General features: G+C 59.1%; 10 protein-coding genes and 1 tRNA gene. 5 read left to right on the forward strand and 6 right to left on the reverse strand.

Annotated features, from left to right (window positions below; translation table 11 throughout):
* Window positions 1-33: 33 nt before the first annotated feature.
* The 3 genes from RE428_RS01190 to RE428_RS01200 all read right to left on the reverse strand — a co-directional run bounded on the left by RE428_RS01190 (window position 34) and on the right by RE428_RS01200 (window position 2,933).
* Window positions 34-1,185: an ABC transporter substrate-binding protein gene (locus tag RE428_RS01190; protein ID WP_004579375.1), complete on the reverse strand. Its 1,152-nt coding sequence runs from the start codon at window positions 1,183-1,185 to the stop codon at window positions 34-36.
* Between the two features lie 202 nt (window positions 1,186-1,387).
* Entirely contained in the window at window positions 1,388-2,500 is a 1,113-nt protein-coding gene (locus tag RE428_RS01195; RefSeq protein WP_004579374.1) for an oxamate carbamoyltransferase subunit AllG family protein, read from the reverse strand.
* Window positions 2,501-2,859: 359 nt separating this feature from the next.
* A tRNA-Gly gene (locus RE428_RS01200) sits at window positions 2,860-2,933 on the reverse strand.
* A 105-nt stretch (window positions 2,934-3,038) separates the two neighbouring features.
* Between RE428_RS01200 and RE428_RS01205 the strand changes: the two genes are divergently transcribed.
* The 5 genes from RE428_RS01205 (at window position 3,039) to RE428_RS01225 (ending at window position 9,481) form a co-directional block, all read left to right on the forward strand.
* Window positions 3,039-5,420 carry a sensor domain-containing diguanylate cyclase gene (locus RE428_RS01205; protein ID WP_004579373.1) on the forward strand — a complete coding sequence of 794 codons (2,382 nt, stop codon included), beginning with the start codon at window positions 3,039-3,041 and terminating at the stop codon, window positions 5,418-5,420.
* An 80-nt stretch (window positions 5,421-5,500) separates the two neighbouring features.
* Window positions 5,501-7,228 carry a potassium/proton antiporter gene (locus RE428_RS01210; protein WP_004579372.1) on the forward strand — a complete coding sequence of 576 codons (1,728 nt, stop codon included), beginning with the start codon at window positions 5,501-5,503 and terminating at the stop codon, window positions 7,226-7,228.
* 101 nt (window positions 7,229-7,329) lie between these two features.
* Entirely contained in the window at window positions 7,330-8,337 is a 1,008-nt protein-coding gene (locus tag RE428_RS01215; RefSeq protein ID WP_004579371.1) for a CobW family GTP-binding protein, read from the forward strand.
* Between the two features lie 109 nt (window positions 8,338-8,446).
* A complete protein-coding gene (locus RE428_RS01220) occupies window positions 8,447-8,992 on the forward strand; it encodes a L,D-transpeptidase family protein (protein ID WP_051079751.1) in 546 nt (181 codons plus the stop codon).
* Window positions 8,993-9,196: 204 nt separating this feature from the next.
* Window positions 9,197-9,481, forward strand: coding sequence for an Lpp/OprI family alanine-zipper lipoprotein (locus RE428_RS01225; RefSeq protein ID WP_004579369.1), 285 nt, complete (start codon window positions 9,197-9,199; stop codon window positions 9,479-9,481).
* 104 nt (window positions 9,482-9,585) lie between these two features.
* On the opposite strand, the gene RE428_RS01230 is transcribed toward RE428_RS01225, so the two are convergent.
* The 3 genes from RE428_RS01230 to RE428_RS01240 all read right to left on the reverse strand — a co-directional run bounded on the left by RE428_RS01230 (window position 9,586) and on the right by RE428_RS01240 (window position 12,802).
* Window positions 9,586-10,389: a slipin family protein gene (locus RE428_RS01230; RefSeq protein ID WP_004579368.1), complete on the reverse strand. Its 804-nt coding sequence runs from the start codon at window positions 10,387-10,389 to the stop codon at window positions 9,586-9,588.
* 49 nt (window positions 10,390-10,438) lie between these two features.
* On the reverse strand, window positions 10,439-11,908 hold the full coding sequence (locus RE428_RS01235; protein ID WP_004579367.1) for an NfeD family protein: 1,470 nt from the start codon (window positions 11,906-11,908) through the stop codon (window positions 10,439-10,441).
* A gap of 141 nt (window positions 11,909-12,049) precedes the next feature.
* On the reverse strand, window positions 12,050-12,802 hold the full coding sequence (locus RE428_RS01240) for an SDR family oxidoreductase (protein WP_004579366.1): 753 nt from the start codon (window positions 12,800-12,802) through the stop codon (window positions 12,050-12,052).
* Between the last annotated feature and the right edge of the window lie 35 nt (window positions 12,803-12,837).

A 12,837-nucleotide genomic window follows, 5' to 3' on the forward strand; every position in this document is an offset into this window, starting at 1 on the left:
GTCGAACGGACCCGCGTGCATGGTTTTTAAGAATTACTGAGCGGAAACTTCGCCGTCCTTGAGCTGAACGACGTAGACGTTGGGCTCGTTCTGGCCACTTTCCTTGCCTTCCGGGCCGTCCTTGACGAAGCTGATGTCGCCATTGACGCCCTTGACCTCGACGCCCCAGAGCGCATCACGGATCGCCTCCGGTTCGGCGGCGCCGGCATCCTTGATGGCGGCGGCAATGGTCATGATGCCGTCATAGCCACGGAACCCTTCGCTCAGGCCCGGGAAGGAGTAGCCGGCGTCATTCCAGGCTTTGACGAAGCCTTCTGCCACCTCGGGATAGACCGCGCTGTCCGCCGTCCACGGTGAGAAGAACAGGAGGTGGGTGCTGGTGTAGCCGTCCGGCCCTGGCGATTCGAGCAGGGGTTCCGGGAATGACCCGCCTGTCGTGACGATGCGCTGCGGCAGTTGCTGCTCCGCCGCCTGACGGATACCGAGGGTGAGCTGCTCGACACCGGAGGTCATGATCAGCGTGTCGCTACCGGTATCTTTCAGGGCCGAGAGTTGAGCGGACAGATCGACGGCGGAGGGAGCAACTGTCTCCTTGCGGCCGATTTCAATGCCATGCTCCTTGAACATCTCCTCGAATTCCTGGGACGCGCCGAGCCCCCAGTCATTGTTCACGGATAGGAAATCCACTTTCTTGATGGGCGGATCGAACGTCTCCAGCTTCTTGGCGAAGGCCTGGGCTTCCATCTCTGATGTGGGAGCGATACGGAACACCCAGGGGTTGCCTGCTTTGGTGATCTTGCTCGATGACGAGGTCTCGACCACCATCGGCACGCCGTACTCCTCCAGCTTGGGCATGGTGGCGAGAGTAAACGTGGAGCTCCAGGCACCCATGATGACGGGCACTTCATCCCGCAGGATCAGTTTCTCGGCGGCGTTAACCGCCTCTCGCGGGTTGGACTTGTTGTCCTCGATGATCAACTCCACTTCGCGACCCAGCAGACCGCCGTCTTCGTTGATTTTAGCCGCCGCAATCTTCGCGCCGTTCGTCACGTAGTTGCCCGATGCGGCCACCGAACCGGTCAGTGGCTGCGAGACCCCTATCTTGATGGGATCGGCCGCAAAGACCGGGGTGGATGCCAGGGTACCGACCAGCAGCGAGGCCAGTAAGCGCTTTGTACTTAACATGGGTCGTTCCTCTCGTGTTTTACGATGTGTTGGTTGGCGCTTTCTCAGACATGGTTGTTGTTTGTTTTCCCCGGCCAGCCTGAAAAGACGGGGGAAGCATTCGATCACCTGGCTGCCCAGGACCTTCCCCGGAGGTATGCGCGCAGAACGGGGAAAGTCGGGAGTGCTCCAGGATCTCAGTGAAGTCGAAAGGTATGGATCGTCATTGGGCCATCCTTGCCGCCAACTGCTGGAAGAGGGCCAGTGGCGGCAGGTAAAAGCCCTTACCGAGTATGCCGCCGTCCTGATCAGCCCCAACCAGTGCGAGGTTGATGATGGGCGGTGTTTGGTGGCGAACCACCTCTGCGGGGCTGACGACCCCGGTGTTCGCATCAAGCACGGCATCGGGGCGGTGTTCCCAGTCGTCGGGGAGCAGGTCCCGCCATTCGTTCGCCAGAGGGCGCGCGCAGTCGAGGGCCTGGCCACCGAGGCCGCATAGGTCGATGACAGCGCTGTCGCCGATGGCCCCAAGGGCAGTCTTGCCGGCCTGAGCGGGGAACCTTGGACCGGTTGGCGGCTCGGCGACTGTCGTCAGCCAATGACTCTCGCCTTTCAGGCGAAGTCCGAACTCCCGGCCATTGCCGCCACCCGCGGAGATGGGGCTGTTGCCGTAACGCAACAGCCAGCCGCAGGCGCCCATCAGCACCGGTAGAACAAACCCCGGGCTCTGTTCCAGTAACGTGCGATAACTGCTGGAGAGGTCACTCACGTGGCTCAGCAACGCTTGGTTAGCCTGGTCCGTTAGCGTATGGCAGTCGTTGCCGTTGGCCAGGGCGTACTCAATGACCCTGGCGAGTGGAACGGGGTGTTTGTCCAGGGAAGCCGCCAGCTCGAGGGCAGCGAAACGCGCATGCAGTCGAAGGTTGTCGACGCATTGTGAGTCAGGCGAGCCGAAGCGCAGAGCTGGGGGTGCACCCTCAACCAGAGGGGCGTATATATGGCGGTCGCCATCGCCAATGACGAATACGGGCATCGACGCCGAGACCACCTGGGCCAGCGGTGTAGTTACGCCGACATCCTGGGCGGGACTCAGTTTGAAATCCCCTCGGTCAAGCATGGCAGCGGGGTCTTCCGCACTGTCCGCAAGACGTTCGAAAAGAATGGCGTTTATGGCAGCGTTACGGACCGGGGCCGGCAAGGGACCTGCCATATAGGGAGGCCCTGCATGCAGCAAGAGCCGGGTATGGACATCGGGAACCACGTCCCCCAGACGGGCGACGCCTTCGAGTCGAAGGTTTTCAAAACGTCGGTACCGGTTGTCGGGAATTTGGGTCATGGCGTTTTCGCGTGCATTTGTGTGTTTATACACTTTGCATACACAAGCTGTGCCAGACGCGTGAAATTGGATTCTTATTTGTATATATTATTGATTATTAGAGATAAATTATTTTCAGTTATTTTCCGGGTGAGTCGTTTTTTGATTCCTTCTATGGTCCAAATAAGATCAGTACACTGATCAATGCACCAAATAAAGGCCAGGTTCGGCGGGACCTTGTTCTAGTAATTGGATGTGAGAACCAAGAGGCTATGGACGGAACTGAACTGAAAAGCCGCTCGCTTGATTTGCATGCAATCCAGTCGTGGTAAGGGACGGCGCTGAGCTATGGGACGACTTGCAGTTGCCAGGAGCGAGGATGGAGCGGGTGAAGGGAATCGAACCCTCGTCGTAAGCTTGGGAAGCTTCTGCTCTACCATTGAGCTACACCCGCTGGGCACGCAGCCAATATAGATTGTCAACTCTTGTCAGGCAAGGCTTTGCCCCGCAGTTGCTGTGCTAGACTTCTTTTGTCTTTATCCATTCTCGAGAGTGTAACTTGGCCATTGCTTCGCGCTTGAATTTCCGCCGCGCTTTGGTCCAGGGATGGCCGGTACTGCTGGTACTTGCTGCAGGAGTTCTGCTGACATTTATTCTCGCCCGGCAGGCTGCCGAGGCGGAACTCCAGATCGTGGAATCCCGGTTCGATCAGGCGGCTCGCTCGCGCATTCTTCTGGTCGAGCAGCTTATCGATGCGCAGCTTCGCGAACTCGATGCCTTACGCCGTTTCATTACCCTGGAATCTGAACTCACCCGTCAGGAATTCGAGGCATTGACGCGCCTTTCGGGCCATGTCGAGATGACCATGGCCTGGACCGAGAATGTGTCGGCCAGTCATCTGGACCGTTACCTTGACCGGATGGCCCGCTACTACGATAACCAGTACCGGTTACGGTTACCTCCTTCCGTTGAACCTCTGGGTGGTGGCGATGTTCCGCGCCACTTTCCTATTACATACCAGAAAACCAGTGTTCCCGGCGCCGATCTGGTGGGTATGGATACCAGCCACCTACCCACGCGTGTAAAGGCGTACGAGCAGGCCATGGCCACCGGCGCCGCCGTGTTGGTCGCGGGTATCCGGACGCTGGACGACCCGAATGACAAGACAGGCATTCTGGTGTTTTCGCCAGTATTTCACCAGGGAGAGGGTGTTTCTGCTGCCGATCGCCATTACGGCAGTCTGCGGGGCTTTGTGGCTTTGGGGCTACGTCTCAATGACCTGGCGGCCTTGGTTAGTGAGGTGCATGGCAACAGTGCTGAAATCGATCTGTACTTTAGTGAATTCATAAGCAACGGCTCGGGCCACAGCGTAGGCTTTCCGCCGCCAGGAGGTATCCCCGCGTCGCTCTCCTTCGTTCGCGAAGTCGAAGTTGCCGATGGCGCCGTGACGGTTGTGGGTTTGCCGAGGCATCCTGAAGACTGGGCACCACGCCCGACACAGTGGGCTGTATGGCTGATTGGTATCGTCGCGTCAGGCCTCGCGGCAGCCTACCTCGCTTTACTACTGGTTCAGCGTTCGCGAGCCGTACGAATGGTGCGCGAGCGCACCGAAGAGTTACGACAGACGAACACCTTTCTCTTCGGTATCCTCGAGTCGGCTGAAAATGTGGCCATCGTCAGCAGCGATTCACATGGGACGATTACCCTGTTCAATCGGGGTGCGGAGCGATTGCTAGGCTATGAAGCGGACGAAGTAGTAGGCAGGCAAACGCCCATCGTCTTCCATGAGCCGGAAGAATTGCAGGTTTGGTCCAAGCAACTGACGGAGAATGCCGGACGCAGGGTTGAGGGCTTCGATATTTTTGTCGCCTGCATCGAACAGGGTTTCGAACGCTCCCAGCGTTGGACGTACGTACGTAAAGACGGCGAACGCCGTATCGTCCAGTTGACTCTTTCCGTCATGCGCGATGAGGGTGGTGAGGCTGCAGGCTACCTGGGTATTGCGGTGGATATGACCGACTACCTTCGCGCTGTCGATGCGCTGGAAGACAACAATCGCTTGTTGCAGAACCTCACGGCGAATGTTCCCGGCGCGATCTACCAGTACTTGATGCGTCCGGATGGTACCAGCTGTTTCCCGTATATCAGCGACGGTGTACAGCGAATCTTCGAGGTATCGCCCCGGGAGGCCAATCGCAGTGCAAAGACGGCGCTGGCAAGGGTTCATCCGTCGGACATTGAGGCCGTCAAGAGGTCTGTTGAGAAGTCGCGCCAGGGGCTGGTGCCCTGGGTTATCGAGTTCCGCGTTCAACTGCCGGAGCATGGCGAGCGTTGGGTCAGGGGGGAATCCCGGCCACGTCGACTCAATGATGGAAGTACCCTGTGGCACGGCTATATCTCCGATGTAACGGAGATGAAGAAGTTGGAACTGCAATTGCGTGAACAGGCGACTATCGACCCACTCACCGGCACCTTCAACCGCCGTCACCTGGAAACCCACTGGCAGCGCGAAATTGCCCGTACCCAGCGCAAGGGCGTGTCCTTCTCCCTGATTATGCTCGATATCGACCATTTCAAGCATATTAACGACACCTATGGCCACGACATGGGCGACGAGGCGCTGATCCGCCTGGGACGCATGCTGCGCAAAGACGTACGTTCCACGGATGTCGTCTATCGCCTGGGAGGGGAGGAGTTCCTGGTTTTGTGCGAGGACACGGATCTTGGGGGCGCCCATGAGCTGGCCCAAATGCTGCTGGATCGGCTTCGCCAACTCGTCATGCCTTCCGATCTGCGGGTGACGGCGAGCTTCAGCGTCATTGAGGTTTTGGCCGACGAGGGCATGCCAGCAGCCTTCAAACGCCTGGATGCATTGCTCTACGAAGCCAAGGCGAATGGCCGCAACCAGGTCATGGCAGCGCCGATGGAACCCATCGCTTAAAACTACGCCGTTCTCCCTCCAGGACGACTCGTTCTCGTTGTGGGACCTGCTATCATGCCCTTGAATGGACTGGAGATAGCATGGACCCAACCCTTACCCTGATCGGCGCCCTGATGCTGGTTGTCAGCATCCTTCTCAGCCCACTTTCCAGCCGGCTTGGTATGCCGGTTCTCCTCATATTCCTCGGCGTGGGAATGCTGATGGGGGAAGACGGCCCCGGCGGCATCCGTTTCGACGATTTCGAACTGACCTTTATGGTCGGGAACCTGGCCCTCGCCGTGATCCTGCTGGATGGTGGTATGCGGACACGGTCAGAGACCTTCCGCGTGGGCCTGAAACCGGCACTGCTGCTGGCGTCTGTCGGCGTCCTGGTTACAGCCGGCGTTGGAGCGCTGGCGGCCCACTGGTTATTCGACCTGCATTGGATGACGGCCTTCCTCGTTGGCGCGATCATCTCGTCCACGGACGCCGCGGCGGTGTTCTCGTTGCTTCAGGGTCGGGGTTTGCACCTCAACGAGCGGGTCGGCGCTACCCTGGAAATCGAGTCGGGCAGCAACGACCCGATGGCGATTTTCCTGACCTTGATGCTGTTGGCGATCATGACCCGGGAGCAATCGGGTTTGATAGGCAGCCTCTGGCTGTTGGTAGAGCAATTCGGGATAGGTACCGTCATGGGGTTACTGGGCGGTCGCCTGATGGTGCGAATGGTGAACTGGGTGCGGTTGATGCCGGCGCTCTATCCGCTACTGGTAGCGGCGGCCGGGATCGTGCTATTTGCCGCAACCAATGCCCTCTCGGGTAGCGGTTTCCTGGCGATTTATCTGGCGGGCGTAGTAATGGGTAACCGCTCGGTCAGGATGATGCCGATGATCCTGCAGGTCCACGACGGGTTGGCCTGGCTGGCACAGATGAGCCTGTTCCTGATCCTCGGGCTGTTGGTCAACCCCAGTCAACTCATGCCGCTGGCCGGCGGTGCGCTGGTCCTGTCGCTGGTCCTGATCCTGTTTGCCCGTCCCCTGGCTGTCTTCGCCACGCTCTGGCCATTCAGTTTCAATCGCCGCGAGTTGACGTTCATTAGTTGGGTGGGGCTGCGGGGTGCGGTGCCGATCGTATTGGCGTTGTTCCCGATGATGGCCGGCCTGCCCGAAGCGCCGCTCATCTTTAATATCGCTTTCTTCGTGGTGCTGGTGTCGCTGCTTGTCCAGGGCAGCTCACTGGCGCGGATCGCCCGCTGGCTCAAGCTGGAAGTGCCGGCGCCTGAAGAACCCTATCGCCGGCTGCCGCTGGATGTCTCGGCTGCCGGCGACCATGAGCTGATGCTGTTTCCGCTGCGTGGGGAACGCTGGGAAGACCCGCGTCCAGTGGGTCGTTTGCGTTTGCCGGCCAATGCGGCTCTGGCCGGCATCTTCCGCAATCGTCAGTGTCTGGCGCCCTCGGAAGATACAATGGTGCAGCGCGGTGACGTGCTGGCGGTATTCGCCCTGTCCGACAGTCTCACGGATCTCGGCCACATTCTCAGTGGTCGCCAGCCCCCTAGCCACCTGATGGAACGGGCCTTCTTCGGCGACTTCGTCCTGAATGGCGATGCACTGTTGGGTGACGTGGAGCAGGTCTATGGCATCGAGTTCGACGAGCTGCCGCCGGACCTGTCCCTGGCCGATTGCTTTGCTCGACGCACCAAAGGCCATCCGGTGGTGGGCGACCGGGTTGTGCTGGGACCGGTCACCCTCGTGGCCAGGGATACCGAAGCCGACCGCGTGACCAAGGTGGGCCTGAAGATGGACGATGCGAGTCACGGGAAAACCTGATTTCGGGAATTGGCGACGCTGATCATGTGCGGCTGGCGGCCCTGAATTTTATGACTGGAAAAAATGTTATAGTGTAACGTTTTCGGTCCGGAGTTCTTTTCATGCGCATTCCCACTCACCTGATCCTTGGTTTCCTGGGTGCCGGTAAGACCACGGCTATCCTTGATCTCCTGCAGAGGAAGCCGGCCAATGAAACCTGGGCGGTGCTGGTCAACGAATTCGGTGAAGTAGGTATCGACGGTGCGTTGCTCGCCAGTCAGGGCGCCGTAGTACGGGAAGTTCCCGGAGGCTGCATGTGCTGTGTGGCCGGTTTGCCGATGCAGATGGGCCTGAATATGCTGATTCGCCAGGCCCAGCCTGATCGGCTGCTGATCGAGCCCACTGGGCTGGGTCACCCGGCGCAGATCCTCGAAACCCTCGGAGGTGAGTTCTACCGCGATGTGTTGGCGTTGCAGGCCAATATCTGCCTGGTCGACCCGAGGCGCCTGGAAGACCCCAGAGTCATTGGAAACCTGCATTTCCAGGACCAGGTGGCGGCGGGTGACGTATTGGTCGCCAACAAGACCGATCTTTGCAGCGCCGAACAGGTGGCGGCATTCTGGACCTGGGCAGAAGCGCTGGAGCCGCCCAAACGCCATCTGGCCCAGACTCATCACGGTCGGCTTGATCCGGCTTGGCTCGAAGGTTCAGCCGGTGTTCCAAGCTTTGTAGCTGCCGATGCGCATGCCCACCGGCACGATCATAGTCACACGGCACTTGCTCCCCATAACCCGGCCGTGACCGGGAATCGGCCGTGGCAGCATTGGGCCAACCAGGGCGATGGCTACTATAGTCTGGGATGGGTGATCGAGCCTGAAACCCGGTTCGAAACGACCCGGCTCTACGCTTTGCTGGCGCAATCGCGATTGGCGAGGGCCAAGGGCGTTCTCCGGACCGAACAGGGCTGGCTCGCTTTGAATGCCGTGGATGGTGTTCTCGAGCGCTATCCGATCAGTCCCCAGGCTGCCAACCGGCTGGAACTCATCGCCGACGGCATGCTGGACGCCGCCTGTTTCGATATGCAGCTCCGTGATAGCGTGGGGTCTGCAGGCCATGGGTCGCTAGGGTGATACATCCTATTACGAGCAGAGATCCCAGGGTTACGATTAGGTGTCGAACGTAACCTGCGGCTGTGCTATACAAAACGCATTAAATTTACGCAATCTGCCGGGCTGTCGCATGCTGTCTCGAGTTCTACCTGTACTGATGTTCTTCTCGCTGTTGTGCTCTCCAGGCGCCGTCCTGGCGGAGAACCTGGCGATGATCGACACCAACTATGCCACGCCCAAACACGGCCACCTGCAAATCGATCGCGTGGTGGTGCACAAGGCCAAGCGTCGTCTGGACCTGATGGCAGGTAATGAGCAGGTGCGGACGTACCGTATCTCCCTGGGTGACAATCCGGAGGGTCATAAACTCTGGGAAGGCGACGAGCGCACCCCCGAAGGCGACTACACCCTTGACTGGCGTAACGCCGGTAGCCGTTTCTACAAATCCTTGCACATTTCCTATCCCAACGATCGCGACCGGGAACTGGCCGCAGCCTGGGGGTTGGACCCCGGCGGTGAGATCATGATCCATGGTCTGCCCAACGAAGCCGGCGATATGGCCTTCGCCTATGCCGGACTCGACTGGACCGACGGTTGCATTGCCGTCAACAACGAAGCCATGGATGAAATCTGGTCCCTGGTCCAGGACGGCACTCCTATACGTATACTCCCCTGACGCGTAACCTTAATCGACGTGTTACGAACCGGTAATTGGCGAACAACATTGACTCATCTATAGTTCACTATTCGTAACGCAGTGTTCTACACTGTCGAAGACGATTTGGATGTTCGCTGTCCAAAATGAGGGACTTACAGGGAGTTGGTTCCGTAAGACTTCTGCAGTCTAGGAAGAAATAAACATCAATAAGGGGTAACGAGAATGCGTAAGTTGATGATCGCAGGTTTTGCACTGGCTACTGCTCTGACTGCTGGTTGTGCCAGCCAAGGCAACCAGGCCGCTATGGATGATGCAGCAGCAACTGCAAATTCTGCAGAGCAGACTGCAAGCAACGCACTGAGCACTGCCAACGCAGCTCAGAGCCGCGCTAACGCTGCTTATGAGAAAGCAGAAGAAGCGATGGACGCAGCCATGCAGGCGCAGCGTTCCGCTGAAGAAGCAAACGAGCGTGCTAAGCGTATGCTGCAGAAGTCGAGCCAGAAGTAATTCTGCTCTGACAGATGCAAAAAGGCCGGTTCAACCGGCCTTTTTTTGTGTCTGTTACGTCCTGAATAAGGTTTGCACTTTTCGGCCGGCCGACAAGCGCCTGTTCAGGATGTGCCCGATTCTCCGGATTTGCCACCGGCGCCACCGCTCGCTGGGGATTTACGGTTGGCAAAGCTCTCCATGATGTCCATCGGCAGCGGGAAGACAATGGTCGAACTGTTGTTGTTGCTCATGTCGGCCAGCGTCTGCAGATAGCGCAGCTGTAGCGCCGCGGCATTGGTGGACATGACGTTCGCCGCCTCGACCAGTTTCTCCGAGGCCTGCAATTCGCCCTCCGCATGAATCACCTTGGCCCGACGTTCGCGTTCCGCCTCGGCCTGACGGGCAATGGCCCGGATCATGGATTCGTTCAGGTCAACATGCTTGATTTCCACGTTGGCCACCTTGATCCCCCATTCCTCGGTCTGGGCGTCGAGGATCTCCTGGATGTCCTCATTGAGCTTGTCCCGTTCCGAGAGCATTTCGTCCAGGTCATGCTTGCCCAGCACCGACCGCAACGTTGTTTGGGCCAGTTGGCTGGTGGCGGCGCCAAAGTTCTCCACCCGAATGATGGCCTTCTCCGGATCCACTACCCGGAAATAGAGCACGGCGTTGACCCGTACGGTGACGTTGTCACGGGAAATGACGTCCTGACTGGGAACGTCGAGAGTGATAACCCTAAGGTCGACACGAATGATTTGCTGGATCACCGGAATCACGATGATCAGCCCCGGTCCTTTAACCCCTTGGAAACGCCCGAGAAAGAAGACGACCCCTCGCTCGTACTCCGGCAGGATGCGGATGGCAGCGCCGAGGATGATCAGCACCAGGATGATCGGTGCGACGTAAGGTATCAGGTTGCCCAGCATGGTGTTCCCTCCAATTCGACGGTTGGTAAGCCCTTGCTCAAACAGACCGCTAGGACGACGCAGTATGTGTCGTGGTTTCGTTCAACGGTATGACGACGGCCGTCAGGCCTTCGACCTTCTCGACGCGGACCGTCTGACCCTTTTCTATGGGTGCGCTGCTGATGGCGTTCCAACGCTCGCCATTAAGGCGCGCGTGCCCGCGGTACTGGTCTTCCTGTGCAGTGAATGTATCCAGGGCCAGGCCTTCTTCGCCCTCCATCTGCTCTACACCGCTGACCACCTTGCGCTTGCGTACGGTCATGAAGCGGGTCACGGTCCACAGCATGAAGCCTGCCGCAACAGCGGCGGTACCGCCGATAACCGGTAGGGAAATCGCCTGGTGGGTGCCGTCCATCAAGATCACCGATCCGACCACGAACGCGATGACTCCACCTAACCCTAAGATGCCGAAGCTGGGCATAAAGGCTTCGGCAACGATGAACGCGAGTCCCAACAGAATCAGGGCCAGGCCGGCATAGTTCACCGACAGCACCTGGAAGGCAAACAGGGCAAGCACCAGGCAGATGGCGCCGATCACGCCGGGAACGAGGCTGCCGGGGTTGGCCAGCTCGAAGATGATGCCGTAGAAGCCTATGATCATGAGGAAGTAGGCCACGTTGGGATCGGTCAACACGGACAGCAGGCGCGTACGCCAGTCCGGATCGAAGCGTTCCAGGGCCAGGTTGGCCGTCTGCAGGGTCCGTTCGCCTTGGGCCATCACGACCGTGCGCCCGTTAATCTTGTTGAGCAACTCCGGGATATCGGCGGCGATCACGTCGATCACGTTCTGCTCGAGGGCATTCGGGGCGCTCAGGTTCACCGCTTCGCGCACGGCGCGCTCAGCCCAGTCGGCATTACGGTCGTGTCGCTCTGCCAGGCTACGTATGTAGGCCACGGCATCCTCGAGTACCTTACGCTCCATGGCGCTACCACTTGGCGCGCTCTCCTGGTTTTCTTCGCTGCCCTGCCCGTCGCCACTTTCTTCGCCATCGGTGGGCTGCTTTTTCTCTTCCGGTTGATCCTGGCCGGGTACACCGCCCATCTGGACTGGAGTTGCGGAGCCCAGGTGAGTGGCCGGCGCCATGGCGGCGATATGGCTGCCATAAAGAATATAGGTACCCGCGCTGGCAGCGCGGGCGCCGGAAGGCGAAACGTAGGTGGCTACGGGGACAGGTGAGGCCAGTATGGCCTTGATCATGTCGCGCATGGACGTCATCAGGCCACCAGGGGTGTCCATCCTGATAATGACGAGGCGGGCCTGCTGCTCTTCCGCATGTTCCAGGCCGCGCAGCAGGTAATCCATGGTGGCTGGTCCGATAGCCCCGTTGATGGTCAGCACGTGGGCGGTGCCCTGGCTATCGGCGGACGGACTGTCGTCCTGGGCGAGGGAATGAATGGACAGACCAAAGCCCAGGCCGAGGCAAATCAGCCAAAAGCCCAGCATCAGTGGGTGCATTGCCGGTCGTAGCTTTCGACCCATGGCAGCGACCTCCTGGTCAAAAGTCGTGGCGCATCTTGATCGGCCCAACGGTGTCAGGCTTCTTTCACTTCAGAGTCGTCACTTACAGATACGTTCCCTGCATCTGTCGGGATCTGCGTCAGTCCGTTTCGGTGGCTTGGGTCAGACCATACGCGCGAGCAGGGACACAGGTAACCGTTTCATAATGAAGCCGATTGGCCGCCAGGGCCAGCCGGGTACAAAAGCTTCCGCTTTCTCCGATTCTATCGCCTTGACCAGGGCCCTGCAGCCAGTGACGGCATCCACGATGAACGGTGTATTTTTCACCTTTTCGTTGATCTCAGTACGAATGTAGCCCGGATAAAGCGTGCTGACACGGATCGGCGAGCGTTTGCGGACCAGTTCCACCCTCAGGCCTTCGGCCAGGGCTGCGATACCCGCCTTGGTGCCGGCGTAGGTGGTGACGTTTCCGGGCATGCCGCGCACGGCCGAAACCGAAGAAACGACCACGAGGTCTCCACGACCCTGTTCGCGGAAAATTTCCATGGCGGCTTCCATCTGTGTCAGGGCGGCGACGAAGTTGGTTTCGGCGGTTTGCCGATTGGCATTGAAGTGACCGGTACCGAGGGGCTGCCCCTTGCCGATGCCGGCGTTGACAATAATACGATCCAGCCTGCCGAAATCCTGCCGGAAGCTGCGGAAGATTTCGAAGACCTGGTCGTGGTTGTTCACGTCCAGGGGCCGGACCTCGACCCGGATGGGCGAGAATTGGCGTGTCAGCTCCTGTTGTAGCTGGTCGAGACGTTCGGTGCGTCGGGCGCATAGCGCCAGATCGTATCCGCGCGCAGCAAACTCGCGCGCCATCCCTTCACCGAGACCTGAGCTGGCCCCGGTGATCAGAACGGTTTTGGCCATAGGGGTGTCCTGTCGCCGGTGTCGGTTATGACGGT

The sequence above is a fragment of the Marinobacter nanhaiticus D15-8W genome (assembly GCF_036511935.1).
In the GTDB taxonomy this organism is placed as follows: Bacteria; Pseudomonadota; Gammaproteobacteria; order Pseudomonadales; family Oleiphilaceae; genus Marinobacter_A; species Marinobacter_A nanhaiticus.